The organism is Biformimicrobium ophioploci, from assembly GCF_030270605.1.
GTDB lineage: Bacteria > Pseudomonadota > Gammaproteobacteria > Pseudomonadales > Cellvibrionaceae > Biformimicrobium > Biformimicrobium ophioploci.
In genome coordinates this window covers 39261-65126 of record NZ_BSYJ01000001.1, presented here as the reverse complement: position 1 = coordinate 65126, position 25866 = coordinate 39261, and the positions used below count along the sequence as shown (strand labels likewise).

The following is a 25866-nucleotide window of genomic DNA, read 5'->3' as shown; positions in this document are numbered from 1 at the left end:
GCCTCCTGCCTTGAGGGTCAATACATCAGGCGCCTGATCGCTGGCTCCATCGCCCGGGCCCAGGCTTCGTAACCCGCTTCATTCGGGTGCAGCAGGTCCGGCATCAATTCGCTTCTGAGATTGTGCTGCTCGTCCAGGAAAGCATTATTGATATCCAAAAAAAAGACCCGGGGCTCGTTCTCGAGCCTGGCCAGCTGCCGGTTTATCGCATTATTACGCTGGCGCATCTCGTTATGGGGGGAGTGGTGCCGTGGGAAAATGCCAAGTATCAGGATCTTCGACTCCGGTAGTCGCGTTCTGATTTCGGCGACAATGGCCTCTATGCCTTTTGCAGTGTGCCCGGCCGGGTCCATTCGATAGCCCGTATTGTTGGTACCGATCATCAATACCGTCAGCTTCGGGACGAGGTTGTCCACAGCACCATTTTGCAGGCGCCAAAGGACATGCTCGGTCCGGTCACCGCTGAATCCCAGATTGAAGGCGTTCCGCTGACCGTAAAATTTTTCCCAGGTCGCGGCTCCGGTGGTTTCCCAGGCGTGGGTGATGGAATCACCCAGCATCAATAAATCCACCTTCGCCGATTTCGCCTGCTGAATTTTTTCAGCGTGTCTTTGCTCCCACCAGTCTTTTGTCCAGGAGGCTGACTGGGGTACCGCATTGACGGTTTGCATTGGCGGAAGCGGTTCGGCCCTGAACAGGGAGCAGCCGGCAAGGCTGGCCAGTATCAGCGCAGAGGCCGCATATTTCTGGAGGCGGGGCACAGGCGATTCCTTTCGTCGGGCGGCGGGCCAGGTTCGGGCCCGAGTGGACCGACAGTCGAATTTTTCTTCAAGATAAAAAAAAGGCCCCGAAAAAACAAGGGGGCCAAGGGTCTTAGGGTTCTTTGTTGAAACGCAGGGTGCGGCGTGTAGTCGGCACATGGAGCCTGCGTCCCAAGTTGGCGTCTATTGTAGCGATGCTGTCTAACCTGTCAACGCTGTATGTAAATTAATCACCAATTTTGTTGCGGTATTGGGGGTGTTCTTCGTCAGAAAAGTATGTGCGGGAGTTAAGTCCGGATAGACCCAGTAGTCCGGACTGAAAAACCGCGCGAATTGACGCGCAACAACGAATAAAAAAACGCATTGAATACAGGGGGAGCAGCCAGCATGGCGGAATTGAAGGTTCTGACCACAGGCGAGGCAGCCAAATACTGCGGAGTCAACTTCCGCACCGTGATTCGCTGGATCGAGCGCGGACAGCTTGAGGCATACAAATTACCCGGCCGCGGTGATCATCGCATCCGCGTGGAGGACTTTGTGGCCTTCCTGCGCAACAACGGTATGCCGGTGCCGGCCGAACTGGGCACGGGAAACCGTCGCGTACTGGTGATCGAGGAGCAGCCGGAAATGGCCTCGGCGATACGCCGCGTGCTCACACAGGCGGGCTATGAAGTGGACATCGCCGCGGACGCTTTCAGCGCGGGTATGGGGCTTGGCGGTGCAAAGCCCGCCGTTGTGACGCTGAATTTCCGCATGCCCGGGCTCAACGCCTACCAGGTACTGGACAGCATCCGTTCACGCAGCGAGTTCGCCAATACTCGGGTGCTGGTGATGGCGGATGAGCAGGATCCGCAGCTCGGCAACCTGCTGGAGCAGGGTGCCGATGCCGTCCTGGCGAAGCCCTTCGCCTATAACGAGCTGGAAGCCAAGGTCCGCTTGCTGCTCGACGACTGATACCGCCAGGGCTGGTGTGGCCGTGCCGCCTCAGATCGGTGCGGGAATCAGCATCGGGTCGTCGTCCCGGCCGTGTACCGCTTTCATGCCGGGCTCCGGGCAGTGGAAACTGGCGGTGATCTCGCCGTCGTTGACGCTGTGCAGGTGCACATCGAAACCCCAGAGGCGATGCAGGTGTCGCATGATCTCCTGGGTATCCTCGCCGAGAGGCCGTCGCTGGTGCTGGAAGTGATGCAGGGTCAGCGAGCGATCGCCGCGGGTGTTGACGGAATACACCTGGATGTTTGGCTCGCGATTGCCCAGGTTGTACTGGCCCGCCAGCTGCTCGCGCACCGCGCGATAGCCCTCCTCATTGTGAATTGCAGTGACCTCGATTTCCTTTTGCCGGTCGTCATCGCGAATGCTGAACAGCTTCAGGTCGCGCATGACCTTGGGTGACAGGAACTGCAGGATGAAGCTCTCATCCTTGAAATCCCGCATCGCGAAATGCAGCGTATCCACCCAGTTACTGCCGGCGATATCCGGGAACCAGTGGCGGTCTTCCTCCGTTGGGGATTCGCAGATGCGGCGCAGGTCCGAGTACATCGCAAAGCCTAGTGCGTAGGGGTTGATGCCACCGTAGTGCGGGCTGTCATAGGGCGGTTGGTAAATCACACTGGTATGGCTTTGCAGGAATTCCAGCATGAAGCCGTCGCTGACGCGGCCGCGCTGATGCAATTCATTCAGCAGCGTGTAATGCCAGAAGGTCGCCCAGCCCTCGTTCATGACCTGGGTCTGGCGCTGCGGGTAAAAATACTGCGCCAGCTTCCGGACTATGCGAATCACTTCGCGCTGCCAGTTTTCCAGTAGCGGCGCATGTTTTTCAATAAAGTACAGGATGTTTTCATGCGGTTCTTCCGGGAAGCGCCTGGCGTCGTCGTCGCCGGTCTCTGCCTCGCTCTTCGGAATTGTCCGCCACAGGTCGTTGAGCTGGCGCTGGCGGTACTCCTCGCGCTCCTTCTGGCGGCGCTCTTCTTCTTCCGCGGAAATCGGGTAAGGCCGCTTGTAGCGGTCCACGCCGTAATTCATCAGCGCGTGACAGGAATCCAGTAGTTCCTCCACCGCCTCCAGGCCGTACCTTTCCTCGCACTGGCCGATGAAATTGCGGGCAAAAATCAGGTAGTCGATGATACTGCTGGCATCTGTCCAGGTGCGGAACAGGTAATTGCCCTTGAAGAAAGAGTTATGGCCGTAGCAGGCGTGGGCAATTACCAGTGCCTGCATCGTCATGGTGTTTTCTTCCATGAGGTAAGCGATGCAGGGGTTGGAGTTGATCACGATCTCATAAGCGAGGCCCATGCGGCCGCGCTTGTAGTTGTTCTCGACCGTGATGAACTGTTTGCCGAACGACCAGTGGTTGTAGCCGACCGGCATACCGATGGAAGAGTAGGCATCCATCATCTGCTCTGAGCTGATCACCTCGATCTGGTTGGGGTAGGTATCGAGGCCGAACTCGGCAGCGATCTCACTGATCGCGAGGTCGTACTCCTGGATCAGTTCAAAGGTCCACTCGGAACCGGTGGAAATCAGTTGTTTATCCTGTTCCCGGACCTTGCCCCCCATCATGACGTCACCCTCTTTGAAAACAGCTCGCGGAACACCGGGTAGATATCGCCCACGTCAATGATCTGCTCCATGGCGAAATGATCCGGGAACAATGACTGCACGCCTTCGTATTCGTGCCAGAGTGCCTGGTGGTCACGCGGTGTAATCTCTATGTAGGAGTAGTACTGCATCTCCGGCATGATGTTGTTTACCAGCAGCTGGTAGCAGGTGCTGGAGTCGTCGTTCCAGTTGTCGCCATCCGAGGCCTGGGCACCGTAAATGTTCCATTCACTCGATGGATAGCGCTCCTGCATGACCTTCTGCATCAGCTTGAGCGCGCTGGACACGATGGTTCCGCCGGTTTCGCGGGAATAGAAAAATTCCTCCTCGTCCACTTCCTTGGCGCTGGTGTGGTGTCGAATAAAAACGATTTCAGTGCGCTCGTAGTTGCGCTGCAGAAACAGGTACAGCAGCAGGAAAAAGCGCTTGGCCATATCCTTGGTGGCCTGGTTCATGGAGCCCGACACGTCCATCAGGCAGAACATCACAGCCTTGGAGCTGGGTCTTGGCTGGCGCACCAGCAGGTTGTACTTCAGGTCGAAGTCGTCGAGGAACGGTACCCGCTCGATGCGCTGGCGCAGCGCGCGAACTTCTTCCTGCAGGGCCTGGATTTTGTTGCGATCGCGCAGCGCGGGGTCTTTCTGCTCCTCTTCCGTAAGTTGTGCCAGCAGTGTTTTCAGATGGCGTCGCTTTTTCGCGGTCAGCGCAATCCGGCGCGCGTTGGCGGCGCGCATGGAGCGCACCACGTTCAGGCGCCCGGGGGTGCCTTCCTCGGAGATACCTGCGCGCACAGTGTGGAAGGAATCGTTGCCGGCCAGCTTGCGCTTGACCATGTTGGGCAGCTCGAGCCCCTCGAACATGAAGTTCAGGAATTCTTCCTGGCTGATCTGGAAAACAAACTCATCCATGCCCTCGCCGCGGTCACTGGCGCCACTTCCAGCGCCGCCCTGGCCGGCGCCGCCGCCCGGTCTCGGGATGCGGTCCCCCTGCACGAATTCCTTGTTACCCGGTAGTACGCGATCATTCACGCCGCCCTGTCCATGGTGGAACTGCGGCTCGCTCAGGTCGCGGGTGGGAATGGCGATCTTCTCGCCCTTGTTCAGGTCCGTAATGGAGCGTTGCGTCATTGCGTTGCCCACGGCCTTCTTGATATGGGCGCGATAGCGACGCAGGAATCGTTGTCGGTTGACGGTACTCTTCTTCTTCGAGTTCAGGCGTCTATCGATTATGTAGCTCATCGATATCTCCTGCGCCGTCCCGGCCGGGACGGCACATCAGCAGTATGAATTATTGCGACTTGCGCACACGCAGGTACCACTCGGACAGCAGGCGCACCTGTTTTTCGGTATAGCCGCGTTCCTTCATGCGCTGCACGAAGTCGGCATGCTTGCGCTGGTCGTCCGTCGAAGCCTTGGTGTTGAATGAGATCACCGGCAGCAGGTCTTCCGTATTGGAGAACATCTTGCGTTCGATCACCGCGCGCAGCTTTTCGTAGGAGCGCCAATCCGGATTCTTGCCCTGATTGCTTGCGCGTGCGCGCAGGACAAAGTTGACGATCTCGTTACGGAAGTCCTTCGGATTGGAGATACCGGCGGGTTTCTCGATTTTTTCCAGCTCCTCGTTCAATGCGCTGCGGTCCAGGATCTCGCCGGTTTCAGGGTCGCGGTATTCCTGGTCCTGGATCCAGAAGTCAGCGTAGGTGACATAGCGGTCGAACAGGTTCTGACCGTACTCCGCATAGGACTCCAGGTAAGCGGTCTGGATTTCCTTGCCGATAAACTCGACGTAGCGCGGCCCCAGGTATTCCTTGATAAAGGAAAGATAGAGATCGCGCTGCTCCGGTGGATACTGTTCCTGTTCGATCTGCTGCTCTAGCACGTACAGCAGGTGCACCGGGTTGGCGGAAACCTCGGTGGGATCGAAATTGAAGACCTTGGACAGGATCTTGAATGCGAAGCGGGTAGAAAGGCCGTTCATGCCCTCGTCGACCCCGGCGTTATCGCGGTACTCCTGAATTGTCTTGGCCTTGGGGTCCGTGTCCTTCAGGTTCTCGCCATCGTAGATGCGCATCTTCGAGAACAGATTGGAGTTTTCCGGTTCCTTCAGTCGCGACAGGACGGAGAATTGGGCCAGCATCTTGAGCGTATCTGGTGCGCACGGCGCATGGTTCAGGGAGCTGTGTTCCAGCAGCTTGTCGTAGATGCGCACTTCTTCGGTGACCCGCAGACAGTAGGGCACCTTGACGATATAGATACGGTCCAGGAAGGCTTCATTGTTCTTGTTGTTGCGGAACGATTGCCACTCGGATTCGTTGGAGTGGGCCAGGATAATGCCCTCGAACGGAATGGCACTGAGGCCTTCGGTGCTGTTGTAGTTGCGTTCCTGGGTGGCGGTCAGCAGCGGATGCAGTACCTTGATCGGCGCCTTGAACATCTCAACGAATTCCATCAGGCCCTGGTTGGCGCGGCACAGGCCGCCTGAGAAGCTGTAGGCATCCGGGTCGTTCTGGGGGAAGTCCTCCAGCTTGCGGATGTCCACCTTGCCCACCAGCGCGGAAATGTCCTGGTTGTTTTCGTCTCCCGGTTCGGTCTTGGATACCGCAATCTGGTCCAGCACCGACGGGTAGAGCTTGACCACGCGAAACTGGCTGATGTCGCCCTTGTACTCGTGCAGGCGCTTGGTGGCCCAGGGTGACATGATGGTTTCAACGTAACGACGCGGTATGCCGTAGTCCTCCTCGAGGATCGCGCCGTCCTCCTCGGGGTCGAACAGCCCGAGCGGGGACTCGAATAGGGGAGAACCCTTGATGGCGTAGATCGGGATTTTCTCCATCAGTACCTTGAGGCGCTCGGCCAGCGAGGATTTGCCGCCGCCAACCGGGCCGAGCAGGTACAGGATCTGCTTGCGCTCCTCGAGCCCCTGGGCCGCGTGCCGGAAGAAGGAAACGATTTGCTCGATGGCATCTTCCATGCCATAGAATTCGCTGAACGCGCGGTAGCGCTTGATCACCTTGTTGGAGAATATGCGCGACAGGCGCGGGTCCTGGGACGTGTCGACCAGCTCGGCCTCACCGATTGCGGCGAGCATGCGCTCAGCGGCCGAGGCGTAGGCGGTGCGGTCCGCCTTGCATAAATCCAGGTATTCCTGGATGGTCATTTCCTCCTGCTGGGTGGCCTCATAACGATCCAGGTAGTGATTGAAAATTGACATGCTGACCTCCTTTCCCTGTTGGCGCATCCAGCGGCGGACAGGTTACTGACAGGCTCTGCCGGCTTGTGGCCGGTACACACGGGAAACGGGCGTAGCGAACTGTGGCCGGGGCACGGGTTTGTTCTCGGGTACAGCTGTGAACAGGGGCGCGCAGGCCATGGGTCGTTTTCCGCGCAGAGCATTTTTTATAAGCGGTGGGAAATTATTTTCCTTCCGCAAACGGAAACGGACTTTCTGTGACTTCTCACTAAGCAGGATAGTCAGATATCGCGACGCTTGAGGGGTGCCACGATGAAAAAAGCGGCAGTTTTCCCGACGAAAAAGCCGAAATCGTCGCCTTTTACCTCGCCGCTGTGGCTGTTATATTGGCGCGCAAATTGTATGAAGTGAGTTGGATTATGGCGGTTCTGGTTACCGGTGGCGCAGGTTATATCGGCACCCACACCTGTGTGGAGCTGGTGAGTGCGGGTTTCGATGTTGTCGTGGTGGACAACCTCAGCAACAGCTCGCGTGCCGCGCTGCAACGGGTGGAAAAGATCATTGGCCGGGAAATCCCGTTTATTGATGCGGATATCCGCGACCGCGCCGCCCTGCAGGAAATTTTCGGCCAGTGGCAGTTCGAGGCAGTGATCCATTTCGCGGGCCACAAGGCGGTGGGTGAATCGGTGCAGCAGCCGCTGCGCTACTACCAGAACAATGTCGAGGGCACCCTGACGCTGTGTGACGTCATGGCCGAGCATGGCGTCAAACGCCTGATTTTCAGCTCTTCCGCCACCGTGTACGGCGACCCGGTCACCGTGCCCATCACCGAGGATTTCGCCACCGGTGCCACCAATCCTTACGGTGCCAGCAAACTGATGGTGGAAGAAATCCTGCGCGACTGCTGCAAGGCGCCGGGCAGTGCGTTGCAGGTTTCCCTGTTGCGCTATTTCAACCCGATCGGCGCTCATGAAAGCGGCACCATCGGAGAGGACCCGCGCGATATCCCCAATAACCTGCTGCCATATGTCGCCCAGGTGGCGGTGGGCAGGCTCGAGCAGCTGAGTATCTTTGGCGACGACTACGACACGGTGGACGGCACCGGCGTGCGCGACTATATCCACGTGGTGGACCTGGCCCGGGGGCACGTCAAGGCGCTGCAGAAGCTGCTGGACCCGGCAACCGCTGCGGGCTGTTTTACCTATAACCTGGGTACCGGCAACGGCAACTCGGTGCTGGAAATCGTGCAGGCATTTGCGCGCATCAGCGGGCGCGAGATCCCCTACCGGATCGCACCGCGGCGACCGGGTGATATTGCGGCCTGTTATGCGGATGCCAGTCGTGCGGAGCGAGAGCTTGGCTGGCGCGCCGAGTTTGGTATTGAGCGGATGATCGAGGACACCTGGCGCTGGCAGTCCGGCAATCCGGAAGGTTACGCCGGCGACGAATGATCGCCAGCCGGCTGTCCGGCCCCGGCGCTAGTCCATCAGCATCGAGCAGTCAGCACACTCCAGATGCTCGTCTTCCAGGCGCAGCGCGGTCAGGTGGCCGCCCCATACACAGCCGGTGTCCAGTGCGAACACATTGGCGGCATCGGCCTTGCCTTCCAGTGCGGCCCAGTGGCCAAAAATAATCTTGTCGTTGCGGGTCTTGCGCTCACTGAAACTGAACCAGGGTTGGAAGTCGCCGTGGGCGGCTTCGGGACCGCGCTTGGTTTTCAGGTCCAGGCGACCGTCCGCCGTGCACAGGCGCATGCGGGTCAGGTAGTTGGTGATGACCCGGAGTCTTGAGGGGCCGCTCAGGTCGTCGCTCCAGATGTCCGGCAGGTCGCCATACATGTGGCTGAAGAAACTGCGCGCGGAAGCCTCGGCGGAGAGTGCCTCGCCAACCTCCGCGGCGAGTGCCTGCGCCTGCTCGAGGCTCCAGATTGGCGGGATGCCGGCGTGAACCAGCGCATAGCCCCGCTCGCAGTGAATCAGTGGCAGGGACTGCAGCCATTCCAGCAGGTGGTCGCCATCACTGGCTTCGACAATCTCCTGCAGGTCGGCGTCGCCCCGGGTGGGCGCGCGGCCATAGGCCAGCGCCAGCAAATGCAGGTCGTGGTTGCCCTGCACCGCGCGGATGTTGTCCCGGTGCCGGTACAGGAAACGGAGGGTCTCGAGGCTCTCCGGGCCACGGCTCACCAGATCCCCGGCCAGCCATAGCTGGTCGCAGTCCGGGTTGAAACGCACCTTGGTCAGCAATTGCTGTAGCGGCGCCAGGCAGCCCTGAATATCCCCGATGGCGTAGGTTGCCAAACCTTCCCCCTAGTGCAGCGCGAATGGCGGTACCAGCGCGAAGCGCGGAATTTCCGCATCGAACAGGTGGCCTTCCACATCCCGGAACTGGTAGCTGCCCTCCATGGTGCCGGTCTGGGTTTCGAGCACCACGAAGCTCTGGTAGTTGTAGGTTTCCCCGGGCGCCAGCAGCGGCTGCTGGCCGATCACGCCCTCGCCGCGGACCTCCTGGTGACGCTGTTCCGCATCGGTGATCAGCCAGTAGCGCGACAGTAGCTGCGCACGGGTTTCGCCGCGGTTGGTGATTGCGATGTCATAGGAAAACACAAACCGCTGCTGGTCCGGCACGGATTCGTGCGGCAGGTAGGTGGCCTTCGCCTCTACCCGGATGCTGTCCGAGAACTGTTGTTCGCTCACGCCTGCTCCCCCGCATCGTTACTGCCGCTTTCTGCGCCACGTCCGCCATCACACAGCCAGTTGCTGATGGACACGTACTCGGCCACTGACAGGGTCTCCGGGCGCCGCCCCAGGTCCACCGGGAAGTCATCCAGCGGTGTGTCGCCCAGATGAGTCTTGAGCGCGTTGCGCAGGGTCTTGCGCCGTTGCTGGAACGCGCTGTTGACCACCTGGCTAAGCAGCTTTTCATCGCGGGCGGGGCAGGGCAGTTCTTTATAGGGAACCAGCCGCACAATGGCGGAAACCACTTTGGGCGCCGGCCGGAATGCGTGCGCCGGCACCGGGAACAGTGCCTGTACACGGCACCAGTACTGCACCATCACACTCAGGCGGCCATAGGCCTTGTCGCCGGGTACCGCGCCGAGGCGGTCAACCACTTCCTTCTGCAACATAAAATGCATGTCGCGTACCTTGTCGTGGTACGACAGTAGGTGGAACAGCAGTGGTGTGGAGATGTTGTAGGGCAGGTTGCCAACGATACGCAACGCCCCCCTGTCTGTCAGCTTGTCAAAATCAAACTTGAGCGCGTCGTGCTCTATGATCTGAAACTGCTCGTATTCGCGAAACTTGAATTCGAGCATCGGGATCAGGTCCCGGTCCAGCTCGATCACCTTCAGCGAGGGGCAGTCGCGGATCAGCAGGGAGGTGATGGCACCCTGGCCCGGGCCGATCTCGACCAGGTTGTCGTCGGCCTGCGGGTTGATGGCGCGCACGATGCTCTCGATGATGTTCTCGTCAACGAGGAAGTTCTGGCCGAAGCGCTTGCGGGCCTTGTGCTGGAAAAAATTATCCATTGTATTCTTCAGTCAAGTTACCAATCGCCGCGATCAGCGCGCGGCCATGCTGATGGCCTGTGCCAGTGCTGCGCGGAAGCTGCCGCAGTCGGCGCGTCCGCTGCCGGCCAGGTCGAGGGCTGTGCCATGGTCCACCGAGGTGCGGATAAAGGGTAGGCCAAGGGTGATGTTCACCGCGCGGCCGAATCCCTTGAATTTTAACACCGGCAGGCCCTGGTCATGGTACATGGCGATCACCGCGTCGGCGTCTGCCAGCCGCGGCGGGGTAAACAGGGTATCTGCAGGCAGCGGGCCGGTCAGGTCCATGCCGCGCTTGCGCAGCAGCGCCATCACCGGCTCGATAATCTCTATCTCCTCGCGCCCCATATGGCCACCCTCCCCGGCGTGGGGATTGAGCCCGCACACGCTGATGCGAGGCTTTTCGATCCCGAACTGACGGTGCATGGCGCTGTCGACGATTTCCAGTGTGCGTGTCAGGTTTGCGGGTGTAATGGCCGGACTCACCTCTGCCAGTGGCAGGTGCGTCGTCACCAGGGCTACCCGCAGGTCGTCGGCGGCCAGCATCATCACCACCTTGTCGACCCCGGCGACCTCGGCGAAAAATTCGGTGTGGCCGCTGAACCGGATACCGGCATCGTTGATCACACCCTTGTGCACAGGGCCTGTGACCACTGCATCGAAGGTGTCATCGAGGCAGCCGTCGGCGGCCGCTTTCAGCGTGTCCAGCACGTAGCGGGCATTGTCGGGGTCGAGGCGGCCGGGGGTTGCCGGGTTCTGGAGTCTTACCGGCAGTACCTGGATGCTGGCTGGCGCCTGCGGTTTGCGGCTTTCGGTGCTGAATTTGGAGATGGCCAGCGGCAGCTGCAAGCGCTGCGCGGTATCGGCGAGGAGGGCGGGATCTGCGATGGCCACCAGCTGTGCGCGGTGGCCCTGTTGTGCGAGCTGCACCAGCAGCTCGGGGCCTATGCCCCCGGGTTCACCGGGGGTAATGGCGATGCGCGGGATCATTCGGTGGCGTCATCCTGCGCCGCTTCCTGCTCTTCCTCAAAGTCCGGACGTAGCTCCGGCACCTTGATGTCGATGTAGGCCTCGTCGCGAATTTCGCGGCGCCAGTTCTGTACTTCTTCTTCGTAGCGACGGCTGCGCAGCAGGTTGGCCGCCTGGTTGCGGATATATTGTTCCGTCATGTCCTGGTCGCGACGATCCATGACCTCGAGCAGGTGCCAGCCAAACTGGCTGCGGAATGGCAGCGCGATCTCGCCTACCGGGGTCTGGCCCATGGTCTGCTCGAACTCCGGCACAAACTGTCCCGGCGTGGACCAGCCCAGGTCACCGCCCTGCAGCATGGTGCCAATGTCTTCGGAATGCTCACGCGCCAGCTCGGCAAAATCGGCCTCGCCTTTTTGCAGCTTTTCGCGGAATTCGATGAGCTTGTTGTAGGCGTCGTCGTCACTCATCACTTCGGACGGCTTGATCAGGATATGGCGCACCTTGGTCTGCTGCACCACCTGTTCGGTGGCACCGCGCTGGTCGTGAATCTTGAGCAGGTGATAGCCGGCATCACTTCGGAAGGGCTTGGTAACCTCACCGACTTTCAGGCCTTCCAGGGCGTCGGCGAACAGGGTTGGCAGCTCTGCAGTCTTGCGCCAGCCAAGGTCACCGCCCTGCAGGGCGTTCTGGCCGCTGGAATTGGCAATGGCCTGGCGCCGGAAATCGGCTCCGCCCACCACGTCGTCATAGATTTTCTGTGCCTTGGCTTCCGCCTCGCTGGCCTCTTCTGCCGGCGCGCTGGAGCTGACCGAGATCAGGATGTGGCCCAGCTCGAGGGTCGGCGACTTCCAGAATTCGCCCTCCTTGGAACGCAGGAAGTTGTCGATTTCCTGGTCGGAGATCTGGATACGGCGATTGACGCTGCCGCGCTCCACGCGGTTGATCAGCAGTTCCTGGCGAATCTGCTCGCGGAAAGACGACATGCTGATGCCGTCCTCGGCCAGCTTGGCAGCGAATTGCTCTGGCGTGACATTGCTGCCCTGGCGGAAGCGCTCGATGGCCTGGTCCAGTTCTGCCTCGGAGATGGTGACCCCGGCGCGTGCGGCAATCTGCAACTGCAGGCGCTCGACGATCAGTTGCTCCAGCACCTGGCGGCGCAGCACCGGCAGTGGCGGTGCCTGTACATTCTGTGAGCGGATCTGGTTGGTAACCGTGCGCATGCGCTGTTCCAGTTCGGTTGCCATGACCACATCGTCATCCACAACGGCCACTACCCGGTCAAGTTTCTGCACCTGTGCCTGTACCGCCAGTGGCAGCAACACGGCCAGCAGCGGCAGCAGGCCCCTGCGTAACCAAACGCTCTTACGCATGTTCATTCTCATTGTGTCAGTAATTCTCGTTGTTCGAAGTTGGCGATGCCGTCGCCCAGCATACCGCTGACGCTGGTGCCGAGCCCGCCAAGGCCCTTGAGTTGCAGCTCAAGGTAAATGCCCTCGTCGAATCTCAGGTCCTCGTCGGCAATGAAGCCCGCCAGGTCATTATCCAGCGAGCGCCGCCATACCAGCCGTGCCCTATAACAGCAGCTGTTGTATTCGAGTCCGGCAATGTACTCGAGTTCCCGTTTGAAAGTAAGGTCGTAGTTTACCCGCCCGATGACGGAGGTGTTCATCAGGGTCGGCCACACCAGCGAGGCGTCCAGCTGCTTGACCGGCCCGCCCACCAGATTGCCATCGAAATCGAAACGCTCCTCGTCGCGCAGGTAGCGATAGCTGATATTGGCAATGCGCTGCTGGGCGTCATAGTAGCGCAGGGTGACATTGCCGCGGTTGACCATGCCGGTATCGTTGGCATAGGTCACCTCGGTGCCGAGGCGCAGCTTGTCGGTGAGGCGTCCTTCCACCAGCGCGGCGATCTCGGAGGAGGAATCGTCCTCGAAATCCTCGTCTTCCGGGGTGAGGAAGTTACGATCGCGCAGGTAGCGGCGGTCCTCGAGGTAATAGATCTGGCCGATACTCGCGGCGAGCACCTCACGGCCGCTGGCGTCATCGATAAAGCGGGTGGTGGCGCCGATGGAAATGCGTGCGCCGTCCTCGATACGGTCACCACCGGAAAAGATGTTCTCGCGGAACAGCTGGTTGTAGCCGAAGGTGAACTCGTTGGTGTCGAAGTCCAGGTCGGTGAGGCCGCCCGGCAGGTCGCCGTTGATGTCGGCCACATCGAAGAAATCGCTCTGGTCTGCGTCGGTCGAGGCAAACAGGAACAGGCGAGGCTCGAAAGTCTGGATATATTCACTGCCCAGCAGGCTGCCCGGCCGCTCAAAGAACAGCCCGGTATCCAGGGTGAACTGCGCCGCGCCCGCCGTGGGGGTGCCGCTCTGTTCCGGCAGCAGGTATTGCTCGTCCAGGTCGTAGCCCAGGTAGCGGCCGTGCAGGGCCGGGCGCAGGAAACCCCAGACCCATTCCTTGTCGAGGCCCAGCCGGTAATCCAGCCGGTGGCGGTTGCCCAGCACGAAGTTCCTGGTGACGCTGCGCACACTGGGCTCTATGGAAGGGGTGTTGAGCCCGGCGATATATTCGATGGACTGGCTGCTGTCGCCGCCCCAGCTGACAAATTCGTGGTCCAGCTGCAGCGAGATATCGTCCCACTGGTACAGGCCGTCGATCTCGAGCCGCGGCAGCTGCGACAGCGGGTCGAACTTGTCACGGGTGAGCATCTGGTATTCCTGCAGGCGCAGGGTGCTGATCCAGTTTTCGCCGCCGTATTGCACCTGTGCCATTTGCGAAACCTGGGTTTCCGCATTGACGGACAGGCTGCGCGCATCCAGGTCCCGGAAATAGTCGGGGTCACTGACTTCGGTATAGGCAATGGTGGTGCGCCAGGGCCCCGCCGCGCCGCGCTGCAGTATGTCCAGCAGCCAGCGATCCTGGCCCTTGGTGGGGAAAATGGCGCTTTCCGGTACGCCGGCATCCACCAGCCGGTCGCGGTCTTCGTTGTCGCCACCCTTGTCACTGCCGAGGAAGGCGCCGCGGACCTCGGTGCTTACCCACTGGTTCAGGTGGCGGAACTCCGCTTCCAGGCCGGTGCCGCGTTTTTCTACATAGCGCGGTGCCAGGGTGGCATCCATCTGTGGTGCGATGTTGAAGTAGTAGGGAACGGTCAGGTCGAGGCCGTTCTCGGTGTTGACGCTGATGGATGGGAACAGCAGGCCCGACAGGCGTGCGTCACCGACCGGGAAGCGCATATAGGGCAGGTAGAGCACCGGCACATCGGCGATCTCGAGGCGCATATCGCGCGCGACGCCCTGGCGCTCCACATTATCGATGACAATCTCGCCACCGATCATGCGCCAGCTGACATGGCCGGGCTCGCACACGGTATAGCTGCCTTCCTCGAGGATCAGCTCGCCATTGGCCTCGCGTGCCACCAGTTTGGCGTCACCGTGCACATGGGTGGGGTGAATCACGTAGCTGGCGTCCACCACGGCACCGGCCGCGCTGTCGGTGTGGAACTCGGCCTCCGAACCGCGCAGCAGCAGGCCCGGTTCGCGCACCTCGATATTGCCGTGCATGCGCGCGGTGCTGGTCTCGCGATTGACTATGACCTTGTCGGCCTTGACCGAGCGGAAGCCCTGGGTGATGTGCACGTCACCCTTGAGTTCTGCGGACCCGTCCGGTAACCACTGGGACTCCTGCGCGCGGGCACGCAGCGCCGCCTCCTCCGGGGGGAGCTCCGCATCCGGGTAATCCATGGGGGGTGGCACGTAGGCGCCGCAGCAGTTGGTTCGGACGCGCGCCAGTTCTTCCGGGGTCAGGGTCTGCAGCGGGCGCCAGTCCAGCTCGGGAATGGCGGTGCCAGGCTCGTTATTACAACTACAATTGCTCGCAGCGGTCTCAGGGGTAACGGTCTGTGCGAACGCAGGTGCAGTCAGCGTACAGATCCCCAGGGCTGTCGCCAGCGAAAAGCCGCGCAGGCGCGGTTTGGTGCTGATGGCGGCGGCCAGCGTGTGCCGCTTGAATGCGTCCGGCATTGAATCTCTTATTCTCGCAATCTCTAGGGCTGTCTAGACTATCTTCTGTTATCCGGTGGGGATTTGGCGCGTCAGTTACCGGCTCACCCTGGTGGGCGGGTATTCGATCCTTCTGGAAACCACTAAACGACCAGTTGTCGGACTGCTAACTACCAATTAATAAGGGACGCCGATTCGGCAATCTGTCTAGGAAACGCCGATTCTACTGCAATGACCAGATACTTGGAATTGTCGCTACTGCCAATCGAGGCTTATTTGCGGTTACAATCTGCCCCCTTTTTTGCAAGCAATGGATTTCAGTCAGCGGATGGGTGAGCGACTGCAACAATTAAGTGAATGGGCGCGGCGCGCGTTGAAGGCGCATTGTGGCGCCGATTGCGCAGACAGGCTGCAGGTGGTGCCCCTCCCAGGTGACGCGGGCTTTCGCCGCTATTACCGCTGCAATACGGATCCCACGCTGATCGCCGTGGATGCGCCGCCGTCCACCGAGAACAACGCGCGTTTCGTTGCACTTGCCGATTACCTGCGCCGCTATGGCATCCACACGCCGCAGGTTGTCGCCGCAGACATCGAGCAGGGCTTCATGCTGCTTGAGGACCTGGGCGACGACCAGCTCTTTACCCTGCTCGATGAAGACAGTGCGCAGTCACTTTATGCCGAGGCGCTGAGTGAGCTGTTGTGCCTGCAGCAGGTGCCGCGCTGTGAAACGCTGCTACAACCCTATGACCGGGAAAAGCTCGCCACCGAGATAGGCCTGTTCCGGCCCTGGTTCTGCGAATCCATGCTGGGAGTGCAGCTGGACGATGCCGCGGTTGCGATACTCGATGCGGTAACAGAAAAGTTGCTGGCCTCGGCGCTGGAGCAGCCGACGGTGATGGTGCATCGCGACTACCACAGCCGCAATATCATGATCCGCGAGGCGCATCGCCCCGGGATCGTGGATTTCCAGGATGCGGTATGGGGCCCGGTGACCTATGACCTGGCAGGCCTGCTGCGCGACTGTTATGTGCGCTGGCCGCGCGAACAGGTCGAGCACTGGGCGCTGACCTATGCCGACATGGCGATCTCCACCGACATCATGCCGGAAGTGACCCGTGAGCAGTTCCTGCGCTGGTTCGACTGGATGGGTATGCAGCGCCACCTCAAGGTGCTGGGAATCTTCTCACGCCTGTGGCTGCGCGACGGCAAACCGGGCTACCTGCGCGACTTGCCGCTGGTAATGCGCTACACGCTCGAAGTGGCGGAAGCCTACGACGAATTTGCCGACTTTGCCCGCTGGTTCCGCGATACCCTGGTGCCCGCTGCCGAGAGCCAGTCCTGGTATCGCGACTGGCGCACCGCCGGTGTGGCAGGCCGTGCGGGGGATGCTGCGTGAGTGCACCGGTTGCCATGGTTCTGGCAGCGGGATTGGGCAAACGCATGCTGCCGCTTACGGAACACACGCCCAAACCGCTGCTCAAGGTGGCGGGCAAGCCTCTGATCGAGCACACCCTCGGGCGCCTCGCTGCTGCCGGTGTGCGCAAGGTGGTGATCAACCTGGCGCACCTGGGTCGCCAGATTGAGGAATGCCTCGGTGATGGCAGCCGCTTTGGCCTTGAGATCCACTATTCGCGCGAAGGTGTACCGCTGGAAACCGCTGGCGGCATTATGCGCGCCCTGCCAATGCTCGGCGATGCCCCGTTTTTTGTGGTCAACAGCGACGTCTGGTGCGACTTCGATTTCCGCGACTGGATTGCGCGACCGCTACCGGAGGGGTGCCCGGGGCGCCTGCTGATGGTCAATAACCCGCCGTTCAACCCGGAAGGGGATTTTGGTATCGAGCGGGGCCTGCTGTCGGGCACTGCAAAACCACGCTTCACGTTTTCAGGCATTAGCTGGCTTCGCCCGCAAACCATTGCCGGGTATCCCAAAGTCCGGGCGAGTTTCGGGTTGGCGGAAGTGTTTGCGCACGAGGAAGACCGCATGCAGGCGGAACTCTTCAATGGCGACTGGTGCGATGTGGGCACCCCCGAGCGCCTGGCCGCGCTGGATGCGCGCCTGCGCCAGGATTCGGTAGAATAGCCGCCAACGCAACGATCCGCCGGATCCAATCCATTTCCGATACCTCGCGTATCCCCACAGGAAACCCGCATGGCCGACTACAAGATTGCCCCCTCCATCCTTTCCGCCAATTTTGCCCGACTGGGTGAGGAAGTCGACGCCGTGCTGGCTGCGGGTGCAGACTGGGTGCACTTCGACGTGATGGACAACCACTATGTGCCGAACCTCACCATTGGCCCGATGGTGTGCAAGGCGCTGCGCAATCACGGCGTCACCGCGCCGATCGATGTGCACCTGATGGTGGAGCCGGTGGATGACATGATCCGCATGTTTGCCGATGCGGGCGCTACCTATATTACTTTCCACCCGGAAGCCTCACGGCATATCGACCGTTCGCTGCAGCTGATCGAGAGCCTGGGTTGCAAGGCTGGCCTGGTGCTGAACCCGGCCACGGGCCTCGATTCGGTGAAATATGTGCTCGATCGCCTCGATATGATCCTGCTGATGTCGGTCAACCCGGGTTTCGGTGGCCAGTCCTTTATCCCTGCCACCCTCGATAAGCTCCGTGAGGCACGCGCCCTGATCGATGCCAGCGGCCGCGACATTCGCCTCGAGATCGACGGCGGTGTCTCTGCGAAGAACATCCGCGAAATCGCCCAGGCCGGTGCAGACGCCTTCGTCGCGGGCTCCGCGATCTTCAACGCGGACGATTACACCGCGGTGATCGCCGAAATGCGTAAGGAACTGGCCGCTGTGTAGCAGCCGCCACCGCCTCTCCTGGCACTGGTTATTCCGGCAGTAGGCACGGCTGCGCTGATTTTGTACACTAGCGGCCTGCCAGGGAGAACTGCATTGGCTACTTCACTTCACACAGCTTGCCTGCCCTCCGCGATCGCCGTCTGGCGATGGCGTCGCTAGTCCGTTTTTGTCGCTCAGCCCGTAAACGGGAGTCACTAGCAAGACCGTCAGGACGACGGCTCGAACACGGAATTTGTTGCACCCATGAAGCCAGAACAATTTGCCCGCCTCGCCGCGGAAAACTTTAACCGCATTCCCCTGGTGCGCGAGGTACTCGCCGACTTCGATACCCCGCTCTCCAGCTACCTGAAACTGGCGCGCGGCCCATACAGCTACCTGCTGGAATCCGTCCAGGGCGGGGAGAAATGGGGACGTTACTCCATTATCGGCCTGCCCGCGCGCACGCTTCTGCGCGCCCGGGGCAGTAATGTGACCGTCGAGCAGGATGGCCAGGTGGTTGAACAGCACCACTGCGAGGACCCGCTCGAATTTGTCGAAGCGTTTCGCCAGCGTTACCGGGTGGCCGAGCTCGAAAACCTGCCCCGTTTCAACGGAGGCCTGGTGGGTTATTTCGGCTACGACTGCGTGCGCTATGTCGAGCCGCGCCTGCGCGCCGGCACCCCGCCGGACAAACTGGACTGCCCCGATATCCTGCTGATGGTCAGCGATGAACTGCTGGTGTTCGACAACCTGGCCGGCAAGCTGATCCTGGTGGTGCACGTTGATCCGTCCGAAGCGGATGCGCTGCAGAAGGGCGAGCAGCGCCTGGACGCGCTGGTGGCATCACTGGCTGACCCTTTACCGTCTGTAGCGCCGCTGGGGCTGGAACCTGAGGGCCTGTGCGAGACCGAGTTTGAATCCCATTACGGCGAGCAGGCGTTCCAGGCTGCGGTAGGGGATATCAAGGAATACGTACTCAGTGGCGATACCATGCAGGTGGTGCTCTCGCAACGCCTGTCCGCACCGTTTGAAGCCGAGCCGCTGAACCTGTATCGCGCGCTGCGCAGCCTCAATCCTTCGCCCTATATGTATTTCCTCGACCTGGGGGATCACCAGGTGGTGGGCTCCAGCCCGGAAATCCTCGCCCGTCTCGAGGATGGTGAGGTCACAGTGCGGCCGATCGCCGGTACCCGCCGGCGCGGGCGCAGCGAGGCCGAGGACAGGGCGCTGGAGCAGGAATTGCTGGCTGACCCGAAGGAAATTGCCGAGCACCTGATGCTGATCGACCTGGGTCGCAATGATGTTGGCCGCATTGCACAGACCGGCAGTGTGCGCCTGACTGAGAAGATGGTGGTGGAGCGTTACTCGCATGTAATGCATATCACCTCCAATGTCAGCGGTGACCTGCTCGACGGGCTCAAGGCAATGGATGTACTGCGCGCGGCCCTGCCGGCGGGCACTCTTTCCGGTGCGCCAAAGATCCGGGCGATGGAAATCATCGACAGTCTGGAGCCGGAAAAGCGCGGCATCTATGGCGGTGCCGTCGGTTACCTGGCCTGGAATGGCAATATGGACACGGCCATTGCCATTCGCACCGCGGTGCTGAAGAACGGCCGTATCTATGTGCAGGCCGGGGCAGGGGTTGTGGCCGACTCTGTGCCAAAACTCGAGTGGAAGGAAACCATGAACAAGGCCCGCGCCGTTTTCCGCGCTGCGGCCATTGCCTCGGCGCCAGTACAGGGTGCGGCGCAGGCGCAGACAGAGCAGGGGGAAGTCCAGTGATCCTGATGATCGACAACTACGATTCCTTTACCTGGAACGTGGTGCAGTACCTGGCGGAACTGGGCGCGCAGGTGGAAGTGCGCCGCAACGATGCCATTACCGTTGATGAGATCAGCGCGATGGACCCGGAAAGAATCGTCATCTCGCCGGGGCCGTGTACCCCGAATGAGGCGGGTATCTCCATGGAGGTGATCCGCAAGTTCGGCGGGCTGGTGCCGATCCTCGGTATCTGCCTGGGTCACCAGAGTATCGGCCAGGTTTTCGGTGGCGAGGTGTTGCGTGCCCGCCAGGTAATGCACGGCAAGGTGTCGCCGATCTATCACGCCGGCGAAGGCGTGTTCCGTGACCTTTCCAACCCGTTCGAGGCCACCCGCTATCATTCGCTGGTGGTGGAGAAGGACAGTCTGCCGGACTGTCTCGAGGTTACCGCCTGGACGCAGACTGAAGACGGGCAGGTGGATGAAATCATGGGCATGCGCCACAAGACGCTGCCGATCGAGGGGGTGCAGTTCCACCCGGAATCCATCCTGACCCAGCACGGCCATGAATTACTGAGAAACTTCCTGGAGAGCTAAGGTTCAAGCCTTCCGCGACAACAAGGATCTAAGGGGCAATACCATGGATATACAGAAGGCAATTGCGAAACTGGTTTCGGGACAGCACCTGGGTGCCGCCGAGATGGAAGCGGTAATGACCACCATCATGCAGGGCGAAGCACAGGAGGCGCAGATCGGCGGTTTGCTGGTGGCACTGCGCATGCTCGGCGAGAACGCCGATGAAATTGCCGGTGCCGCTGCGGTGATGCGCCGCCTCGCGACCCCGATCCATATCAACCTCGAGAACACCGTCGATATCGTAGGTACCGGCGGTGACGGCGCCAACCTGTTCAATGTATCCACCGCTTCCAGCTTTGTGATTGCCGCCGCCGGCGGGCGCGTCGCCAAGCATGGCAACCGGTCTGTGTCTTCCAGCAGTGGCGCCGCCGATGTACTCGAGGCTGCCGGGGTCAACCTGTCACTGGATAGCGAACAGGTCGCGCGCTGTGTCGATGAACTCGGTGTGGGCTTTATCTTTGCACCCGCCTACCACAGTGCCATGCGCCATGCGATCGGCCCGCGCAAGGCGCTGGGGATGCGCACCATCTTCAACCTGCTTGGCCCGCTGACCAACCCGGCCGGTGTACGCCGCCAGGTGATCGGGGTATACGACAAGGCCTATTGCCGTCTGCTGGCGGAGGTGCTGCAGCGCTTCGGCTCCGAACACGCCATGGTGGTGCACAGTGAAGATGGCCTCGATGAGATCAGCCTGGCCGCGCCCACGCATGTGGTGGAGCTGAAGGACGGTGCGCTCAATGAATACACTATCACGCCGGAAACACTGGGCATCGAGTCCGCCGCGCTGGCCGGCCTGGAAGTGGACACTGCCGAAGAGTCGCTGGCACTGATCCAGGACGCGCTCGGCAAGCAGCGCGGGCCTAACGCCAGCCGCGCTGCGGACATGATCGCGCTGAATGCCGGTGCCGCCATCTACGTCTGCGGTATTGCAGACAGCCTGCAGCAGGGTGTGGTGATGGCGCAAGACGCGATTGCCAGCGGCCTGGGCGGCGAAAAAATCCGCGAGCTGGCGGCGTTTACCGAGTGTTTCAGCGTTTGTGAATAAAGAATTCCGGCAAGGGGAGGCCGGTGCAGTTATGACGATTCCAACCATCCTGCAAAAAATTGTGGCGCGCAAGCACGAGGAAGTGCGTGAACGCCAGGCAACGGCACCGCTGGCGGAAGTGCGCGAGCGGGCGCTGAGTGCACCAGCCTGCCGTGGTTTTGTGGCCGCCATCGAGCGCAGCATCAATGCTGGTGAGGCGGCTGTGATCGCCGAGATCAAGAAGGCCTCCCCGAGCAAGGGTGTGATTCGCGAGGACTTTCTTCCCGCGGAAATCGCCATGAGCTATGAAAAGGGTGGTGCAGCCTGCCTGTCGGTGCTGACCGATGTGGATTTTTTCCAGGGTGCGGACAAATACCTGCAGGATGCCCGCGCGGCGGTCAGGCTGCCGGTACTGCGCAAGGATTTCACCGTGGATCCATACCAGGTGTATGAGGCGCGCGCACTGGGGGCAGATGCCATCCTGCTGATCGCGGCCTGCCTCGACGATGCGCAGATGCAATCGCTGAACGCCCTTGCGACTGAGTTGGGCCTGGATGTGCTGGTGGAGGTGCACAATGCGGAGGAGCTGCAGCGCGCGTTGCCGTTGGGCAATCGCCTGATCGGGATCAATAACCGCAACCTGCACACTTTTGAGGTGCAGCTGGATACGACTTTTTCCATGCTGGAGCAGATTCCGTCAGACCGGATCGTGGTTACGGAGTCCGGCATCCATACGGTTGACGATGTGGCGGCCATGCGTGGCCACGATGTGAATGCGTTTCTGGTGGGGGAGGCGTTTATGCGTGAGCAGGAGCCGGGCCGACGCCTGCTGGAAATGTTCCACTGATCTAATTCGCCAGTTGCTAGTTTCCGGGCAGCGGTGGCAATTTTCAAAACTGCCTGACGGCGCCTCTCAAGCGATAACCACGTCGCCTTTCGGCAAATGTTTTGAAAATTGCCCCCGCTGCCTCCCACGACTATTTTTGATAGTTCACCGATCGTGATTAGCGGCTAGAAGGGGGCGATCGCCTACCTCAAAGAACCTAGGAGTCGATGATTTTTGCTCTGTGACAAGGAGGCCCCGCCCACAGGGAGGGAGTGTATGGGTAATACATGACCGACCGAGGACGGAGCCGACACCGTCACAGTGCAAAAGGCGCGGCTCCTTTCTAACTACCGGGTGCCGTAGACCACCATTGTCTTGCCTTTTACGGATACCAGGCCCTGTTCCTCGAGGGTCTTGAGTACCCGCCCCACCATCTCGCGCGAACAGCCGACGATACGGCCGATTTCCTGGCGGGTGATCTTGATCTGCATGCCGTCCGGATGGGTCATGGCATCGGGCTCGTGGCATAGGTCCAGCAGGGTGCGTGCAACGCGACCGGTCACATCGAGGAACGCCAGGTCACCCACCTTGCGGGTAGTGCTGCGCAGGCGATGGGCCATCTGGGTGGCCAGGGCGAACAGGAATTCGGGCTGTTGCTTGGTGAGTTCCAGGAACTTGGTGTAGGAAATCTCTGCGACTTCACATTCAGTCTTGGTCCGCACCCAGGCACTGCGGGTGTCCTGTTCGAACAGGCCCATCTCGCCGAAGAAGTCGCCATCGTTGAGGTAGGCGATGATCATTTCGCGACCTTCGTCGTCCTCGATCAGGACGGTGACGGAGCCGCGCACGATGAAGTAGAGGGATTCGCAGCGATCGCCGGCATAGATGATCGTGCTCTTCGCCGGATAGCGGCGCCGGTGGCAGTGGCCAAGAAAATCTTCCATCTTGCTCTGCAATGAGGGGTGGGTCGCATCAACCACGGACCTGCTCCTTATTATTATCGGTACGGAAATCCCGTTTAGTGCAAATTATGGCGGTAAAAACCGCGTCTCAAAAGGGGCCCCGCCCACCAATCGCTGATTGTGTGACTTGTACCACTGTTTCAATCGCGCCCAGCCCGGGGTGGTGCCCCGCAACGAAGGCGAAACAAGCAGGCTAACGGGCTAGAGCGCCCGGGTCAATTGCCGCCTGTGTTAAGCTTGCGCACCTCGATTTTGACCGTTGCTTTGGAGGCACAATCAATGAAGGCAACCGTAACCTGGGTAAATGGTGAAATGTTTGTGGGCGAGTCTCCCAGCGGCAACGCGGTGGTGATGGAAGCCGGCGAGAAGAAGAATGCCGTCGGCCCGATGGAGATGATCCTGCTGGGTGTTGGCGGTTGCTCTTCAGTGGACGTGGTGTCCATCCTGCAGAAGGCGCGTCAGGATGTGATCGGCTGTCGTTGTGAACTGACCGCGGAGCGCCCCGATACCGTGCCGTCACCGTTTGAGAAGATTCACCTGGAGTTCGTGGTCACCGGCCGCAATATCAAGGAGACCCAGGTGGCGCGGGCGGTGGAGCTGTCGGCGGAGAAATACTGTTCCGCTTCCATCATGCTCGGTAATGCGGGTGTGGAGATTACCCACGGCTACCGCATCGAAGAGATTTGAATTGATAAGTGGGGTCAGAGCGCAAGCTCTGACCCCTCAGGTCGATTGCTGGGGTCAGAGCCAGCGATCTGACCCCTCGGGTCGATTATTGGGGCAGAGCAGAAGCTCTGACCCCTTACGTTCACGTTAGATTTTGTAACTGCTCTTGGTCATCGCCTTGGACACAAGGGTCATGACGCCCTTCACCGGCGCCGGGAAGCGGTGCCCACCGGCCTCCAGCGCAGTGTGCGCGTGCCTGGCCTCATCCACCAGCATCTGTTCCACAACGGCACGACTCTTCTGGTCCTGTTCCGGCAGGCTCTGCAGGTGACTCTCCAGGTGCTTGCACACCTGCTCTTCCGTGGCGGCTACAAAGCCCAGGCTCATGCGGTCGCTGACCTTGCCAGCTACCGCTCCGATGCCGAAGGACAGGCCGTACCACAGCGGGTTGAGCAGGCTCGGGCGGCTGTCGAGGTCGCGCAGGCGCTGTTCACACCAGGCGAGGTGGTCCACTTCCTCTTCCGCAGCGTGTTCCATCTCTTCGCGCACTTCGGGCAGCTTGGCAGTCAGTGCCTGGCCCTGGTACAGCGCCTGGGCGCAAACCTCACCGGAGTGGTTGACGCGCATCAGGCCCGCGGCATGGCGGCGCTCGGCGTTGTCCAGCTCGGCGTGCGGCTCCGCATTGGCCGGAGACGGCCGGGTGCTGCTGGTGGCCCGCGTACTGAGGGTGCGCAGGGCGCGGTCTGCGCCCAGGATCAAACGGTCAATGCCGCTCAGGTTTCTTTCACTCATACCACAAATTTACTCCGCCGCGCCGCGCGCCGCAATCCGGCTCAGGATTCGCGCGCGACTGCCCGGTAACCGATGTCAGAGCGCCAGAACACGCCGTCCCAGTGGATGCGCTTGGCGGCCTCGTAGGCGCCCTGCTGCGCCTCGCTGATGCTGTTACCCAGTGCGGTGGCGCAGAGTACGCGGCCGCCGTTGGTGACCACTCGCTCACCGTCCAGGGCCGTACCAGCGTGGAACACCTTGGCATCGCTGCCGGTTTCGGCGTCGAGGCCGCTGATGGCATCGCCCTTGCGGTAGCTGCCCGGGTAGCCGCCTGCGGCGAGTACCACGCCCAGCGCAGGGCGGGAATCCCATTCTGCGCTGGCCTGGTCGAGGCGTTTTTCCAGCGCCGCCTGGCACAGTGCCACCAGGTCGGACTGCAGGCGCATCATGATCGGCTGGGTTTCCGGGTCGCCGAAGCGGCAGTTATATTCAATGACCTTGGGGGTGCCGTCCAGGGTGATCATCAGTCCGGCGTAGAGGAAGCCGGTGTAATCGTTGCCCTCGGCTGCCATACCCTTGACGGTGGGCTCGATCACTTCGGCCATGATGCGCCGGAATACGCTGTCAGTGACCACCGGTGCCGGCGAGTAGGCACCCATGCCGCCGGTGTTGGGGCCGGTATCGCCGTCGCCCACACGTTTGTGGTCCTGGCTGGTGGCCATCGGCAGGATGTTCTCGCCATCGACCATAACGATAAAGCTGGCTTCCTCACCTTCGAGGAACTCTTCCACCACCACGCGGCAGCCGGCATCGCCGAAAGCATTGCCGGACAGCATGTCGCGCACGGCCATCTCTGCCTGCTGCACAGATTCCGCCACAATCACGCCCTTGCCCGCTGCAAGACCGTCGGCCTTGATCACGATGGGGGCGCCCATCTTGTGGACGAACTCCAGTGCCGGCTCCACTTCGGTGAAGTTGCCGTAGGCTGCGGTTGGGATGTCGTGACGGGCGAGGAAATCCTTGGTGAAGGCCTTGGAGCCTTCCAGTTGCGCCGCGCCCTTGCTCGGGCCAAAGCAGGCCAGGCCGCGGGCGTTGAAGAAGTCGACGATGCCATCCACCAGTGGTGCTTCGGGGCCGACGATGGTCAGTGCCACGTCGTTTTGCTCGGCGAAGTCCGCCAGCGCCTCGAAGTTGCCCACACCGATGGCGACGTTTTCCAGCTTGTCCTCCAGCGCGGTGCCGGCATTGCCCGGCGCCACGAAAACCTTCTCGACATCCTTACCCTGCGCTGCCTTCCAGGCCAGTGCGTGTTCGCGGCCACCGGAGCCAATCACCAGAATATTCATTGTCTG

General features: G+C 60.9%; 23 protein-coding genes. 10 read left to right on the top strand and 13 right to left on the bottom strand.

Features of this window, described 5'->3' with window-relative positions; translation table 11 throughout:
* Positions 1 to 17: 17 nt before the first annotated feature.
* A complete protein-coding gene (locus QSJ80_RS00295) occupies positions 18 to 761 on the bottom strand; it encodes a platelet-activating factor acetylhydrolase IB subunit (protein WP_285762266.1) in 744 nt (247 codons plus the stop codon).
* Positions 762 to 1148: 387 nt separating this feature from the next.
* Between QSJ80_RS00295 and QSJ80_RS00290 the strand changes: the two genes are divergently transcribed.
* A complete protein-coding gene (locus QSJ80_RS00290) occupies positions 1149 to 1715 on the top strand; it encodes a response regulator (protein ID WP_285762265.1) in 567 nt (188 codons plus the stop codon).
* A gap of 30 nt (positions 1716 to 1745) precedes the next feature.
* Here the strand turns inward: QSJ80_RS00290 and QSJ80_RS00285 are convergent, their stop codons facing one another.
* The 3 genes from QSJ80_RS00285 to QSJ80_RS00275 are packed head-to-tail and all read right to left on the bottom strand — an operon-like array spanning position 1746 to position 6569.
* Positions 1746 to 3320 (bottom strand): SpoVR family protein, encoded by a 1575-nt coding sequence (locus tag QSJ80_RS00285; RefSeq protein WP_285762264.1) that lies wholly within the window; start codon positions 3318 to 3320, stop codon positions 1746 to 1748.
* The gene (locus QSJ80_RS00280) at positions 3317 to 4597 is read right to left on the bottom strand and encodes a YeaH/YhbH family protein (RefSeq protein WP_285762263.1); all 1281 of its coding nucleotides are present in this window, start codon (positions 4595 to 4597) and stop codon (positions 3317 to 3319) included. Before QSJ80_RS00280 ends, QSJ80_RS00285 begins: the two co-directional genes overlap by 4 nt.
* A 49-nt stretch (positions 4598 to 4646) precedes the next feature.
* Entirely contained in the window at positions 4647 to 6569 is a 1923-nt protein-coding gene (locus QSJ80_RS00275; protein ID WP_285762262.1) for a PrkA family serine protein kinase, read from the bottom strand.
* A 398-nt stretch (positions 6570 to 6967) separates the two neighbouring features.
* Between QSJ80_RS00275 and galE the strand changes: the two genes are divergently transcribed.
* Entirely contained in the window at positions 6968 to 7999 is a 1032-nt protein-coding gene (galE, locus tag QSJ80_RS00270; RefSeq protein ID WP_285762261.1) for a UDP-glucose 4-epimerase GalE, read from the top strand.
* 27 nt (positions 8000 to 8026) lie between these two features.
* On the opposite strand, the gene QSJ80_RS00265 is transcribed toward galE, so the two are convergent.
* Genes QSJ80_RS00265 through QSJ80_RS00240 form a run of 6 tightly spaced genes read right to left on the bottom strand, consistent with a single transcriptional unit; the run spans position 8027 to position 15091 of the window.
* Positions 8027 to 8845: a symmetrical bis(5'-nucleosyl)-tetraphosphatase gene (locus QSJ80_RS00265; RefSeq protein ID WP_285762260.1), complete on the bottom strand. Its 819-nt coding sequence runs from the start codon at positions 8843 to 8845 to the stop codon at positions 8027 to 8029.
* 9 nt (positions 8846 to 8854) lie between these two features.
* Positions 8855 to 9241, bottom strand: a complete 387-nt coding sequence (apaG, locus tag QSJ80_RS00260; protein ID WP_285762259.1) for a Co2+/Mg2+ efflux protein ApaG — start codon at positions 9239 to 9241, stop codon at positions 8855 to 8857.
* Positions 9238 to 10074 carry a 16S rRNA (adenine(1518)-N(6)/adenine(1519)-N(6))-dimethyltransferase RsmA gene (gene rsmA, locus QSJ80_RS00255; protein WP_285762258.1) on the bottom strand — a complete coding sequence of 279 codons (837 nt, stop codon included), beginning with the start codon at positions 10072 to 10074 and terminating at the stop codon, positions 9238 to 9240. Before rsmA ends, apaG begins: the two co-directional genes overlap by 4 nt.
* A gap of 33 nt (positions 10075 to 10107) precedes the next feature.
* On the bottom strand, positions 10108 to 11082 hold the full coding sequence (gene pdxA / locus QSJ80_RS00250; RefSeq protein WP_285762257.1) for a 4-hydroxythreonine-4-phosphate dehydrogenase PdxA: 975 nt from the start codon (positions 11080 to 11082) through the stop codon (positions 10108 to 10110).
* The gene (locus tag QSJ80_RS00245; protein ID WP_285762256.1) at positions 11079 to 12434 is read right to left on the bottom strand and encodes a peptidylprolyl isomerase; all 1356 of its coding nucleotides are present in this window, start codon (positions 12432 to 12434) and stop codon (positions 11079 to 11081) included. Before QSJ80_RS00245 ends, pdxA begins: the two co-directional genes overlap by 4 nt.
* 8 nt (positions 12435 to 12442) lie before the next feature.
* Entirely contained in the window at positions 12443 to 15091 is a 2649-nt protein-coding gene (locus QSJ80_RS00240; protein ID WP_285762255.1) for an LPS-assembly protein LptD, read from the bottom strand.
* A 289-nt stretch (positions 15092 to 15380) separates the two neighbouring features.
* On the opposite strand from QSJ80_RS00240, the gene QSJ80_RS00235 reads away from it, so the two are divergent.
* The 7 genes from QSJ80_RS00235 to trpC all read left to right on the top strand — a co-directional run bounded on the left by QSJ80_RS00235 (position 15381) and on the right by trpC (position 22136).
* Positions 15381 to 16466, top strand: coding sequence for an aminoglycoside phosphotransferase family protein (locus QSJ80_RS00235; RefSeq protein WP_285762254.1), 1086 nt, complete (start codon positions 15381 to 15383; stop codon positions 16464 to 16466).
* A complete protein-coding gene (gene murU, locus QSJ80_RS00230) occupies positions 16463 to 17152 on the top strand; it encodes an N-acetylmuramate alpha-1-phosphate uridylyltransferase MurU (protein WP_352175988.1) in 690 nt (229 codons plus the stop codon). The genes QSJ80_RS00235 and murU overlap by 4 nt, the downstream gene beginning before the upstream one ends.
* A gap of 69 nt (positions 17153 to 17221) precedes the next feature.
* Positions 17222 to 17890 carry a ribulose-phosphate 3-epimerase gene (rpe, locus tag QSJ80_RS00225; RefSeq protein WP_285762253.1) on the top strand — a complete coding sequence of 223 codons (669 nt, stop codon included), beginning with the start codon at positions 17222 to 17224 and terminating at the stop codon, positions 17888 to 17890.
* Positions 17891 to 18133: 243 nt separating this feature from the next.
* The gene (gene trpE / locus QSJ80_RS00220; protein WP_285762252.1) at positions 18134 to 19651 is read left to right on the top strand and encodes an anthranilate synthase component I; all 1518 of its coding nucleotides are present in this window, start codon (positions 18134 to 18136) and stop codon (positions 19649 to 19651) included.
* Positions 19648 to 20226, top strand: coding sequence for an anthranilate synthase component II (locus QSJ80_RS00215; RefSeq protein WP_285762251.1), 579 nt, complete (start codon positions 19648 to 19650; stop codon positions 20224 to 20226). The genes trpE and QSJ80_RS00215 overlap by 4 nt, the downstream gene beginning before the upstream one ends.
* A 43-nt stretch (positions 20227 to 20269) precedes the next feature.
* Positions 20270 to 21310 (top strand): anthranilate phosphoribosyltransferase, encoded by a 1041-nt coding sequence (trpD, locus tag QSJ80_RS00210; RefSeq protein ID WP_285762250.1) that lies wholly within the window; start codon positions 20270 to 20272, stop codon positions 21308 to 21310.
* Between the two features lie 31 nt (positions 21311 to 21341).
* The gene (gene trpC / locus QSJ80_RS00205; protein WP_285762249.1) at positions 21342 to 22136 is read left to right on the top strand and encodes an indole-3-glycerol phosphate synthase TrpC; all 795 of its coding nucleotides are present in this window, start codon (positions 21342 to 21344) and stop codon (positions 22134 to 22136) included.
* A 326-nt stretch (positions 22137 to 22462) separates the two neighbouring features.
* On the opposite strand, the gene crp is transcribed toward trpC, so the two are convergent.
* Positions 22463 to 23059, bottom strand: a complete 597-nt coding sequence (crp, locus tag QSJ80_RS00200) for a cAMP-activated global transcriptional regulator CRP (RefSeq protein WP_434219157.1) — start codon at positions 23057 to 23059, stop codon at positions 22463 to 22465.
* 297 nt (positions 23060 to 23356) lie between these two features.
* Here crp and QSJ80_RS00195 point away from each other — a divergent pair, with 297 nt between their 5' ends.
* Positions 23357 to 23764 (top strand): OsmC family protein, encoded by a 408-nt coding sequence (locus QSJ80_RS00195; RefSeq protein ID WP_285762247.1) that lies wholly within the window; start codon positions 23357 to 23359, stop codon positions 23762 to 23764.
* Positions 23765 to 23890: 126 nt separating this feature from the next.
* Here the strand turns inward: QSJ80_RS00195 and coq7 are convergent, their stop codons facing one another.
* Together coq7 and purD are read right to left on the bottom strand one after the other, a co-directional pair.
* Positions 23891 to 24535 (bottom strand): 2-polyprenyl-3-methyl-6-methoxy-1,4-benzoquinone monooxygenase, encoded by a 645-nt coding sequence (gene coq7 / locus QSJ80_RS00190; RefSeq protein ID WP_285762246.1) that lies wholly within the window; start codon positions 24533 to 24535, stop codon positions 23891 to 23893.
* 41 nt (positions 24536 to 24576) lie between these two features.
* Positions 24577 to 25860 (bottom strand): phosphoribosylamine--glycine ligase, encoded by a 1284-nt coding sequence (gene purD, locus QSJ80_RS00185; protein WP_285762245.1) that lies wholly within the window; start codon positions 25858 to 25860, stop codon positions 24577 to 24579.
* Positions 25861 to 25866 lie beyond the last annotated feature (6 nt).

Excerpts from the sequence above, each read along its gene's own strand:
- QSJ80_RS00235 (WP_285762254.1), top strand. The coding sequence starts at position 15,381 with ATGGATTTCAGTCAGCGGATGGGTGAGCGACTGCAACAATTAAGTGAA.
- rsmA (WP_285762258.1), bottom strand. The coding sequence starts at position 10,074 with ATGGATAATTTTTTCCAGCACAAGGCCCGCAAGCGCTTCGGCCAGAAC.
- purD (WP_285762245.1), bottom strand. The coding sequence starts at position 25,860 with ATGAATATTCTGGTGATTGGCTCCGGTGGCCGCGAACACGCACTGGCC.
- QSJ80_RS00290 (WP_285762265.1), top strand. The coding sequence starts at position 1,149 with ATGGCGGAATTGAAGGTTCTGACCACAGGCGAGGCAGCCAAATACTGC.
- QSJ80_RS00240 (WP_285762255.1), bottom strand. The coding sequence starts at position 15,091 with ATGCCGGACGCATTCAAGCGGCACACGCTGGCCGCCGCCATCAGCACC.
- crp (WP_434219157.1), bottom strand. The coding sequence starts at position 23,059 with ATGGAAGATTTTCTTGGCCACTGCCACCGGCGCCGCTATCCGGCGAAG.
- rpe (WP_285762253.1), top strand. The coding sequence starts at position 17,222 with ATGGCCGACTACAAGATTGCCCCCTCCATCCTTTCCGCCAATTTTGCC.
- galE (WP_285762261.1), top strand. The coding sequence starts at position 6,968 with ATGGCGGTTCTGGTTACCGGTGGCGCAGGTTATATCGGCACCCACACC.
- QSJ80_RS00245 (WP_285762256.1), bottom strand. The coding sequence starts at position 12,434 with ATGCGTAAGAGCGTTTGGTTACGCAGGGGCCTGCTGCCGCTGCTGGCC.
- trpC (WP_285762249.1), top strand. The coding sequence starts at position 21,342 with ATGACGATTCCAACCATCCTGCAAAAAATTGTGGCGCGCAAGCACGAG.
- pdxA (WP_285762257.1), bottom strand. The coding sequence starts at position 11,082 with ATGATCCCGCGCATCGCCATTACCCCCGGTGAACCCGGGGGCATAGGC.
- trpD (WP_285762250.1), top strand. The coding sequence starts at position 20,270 with ATGGATATACAGAAGGCAATTGCGAAACTGGTTTCGGGACAGCACCTG.
- QSJ80_RS00285 (WP_285762264.1), bottom strand. The coding sequence starts at position 3,320 with ATGATGGGGGGCAAGGTCCGGGAACAGGATAAACAACTGATTTCCACC.
- QSJ80_RS00280 (WP_285762263.1), bottom strand. The coding sequence starts at position 4,597 with ATGAGCTACATAATCGATAGACGCCTGAACTCGAAGAAGAAGAGTACC.
- QSJ80_RS00195 (WP_285762247.1), top strand. The coding sequence starts at position 23,357 with ATGAAGGCAACCGTAACCTGGGTAAATGGTGAAATGTTTGTGGGCGAG.
- QSJ80_RS00275 (WP_285762262.1), bottom strand. The coding sequence starts at position 6,569 with ATGTCAATTTTCAATCACTACCTGGATCGTTATGAGGCCACCCAGCAG.
- trpE (WP_285762252.1), top strand. The coding sequence starts at position 18,134 with ATGAAGCCAGAACAATTTGCCCGCCTCGCCGCGGAAAACTTTAACCGC.
- coq7 (WP_285762246.1), bottom strand. The coding sequence starts at position 24,535 with ATGAGTGAAAGAAACCTGAGCGGCATTGACCGTTTGATCCTGGGCGCA.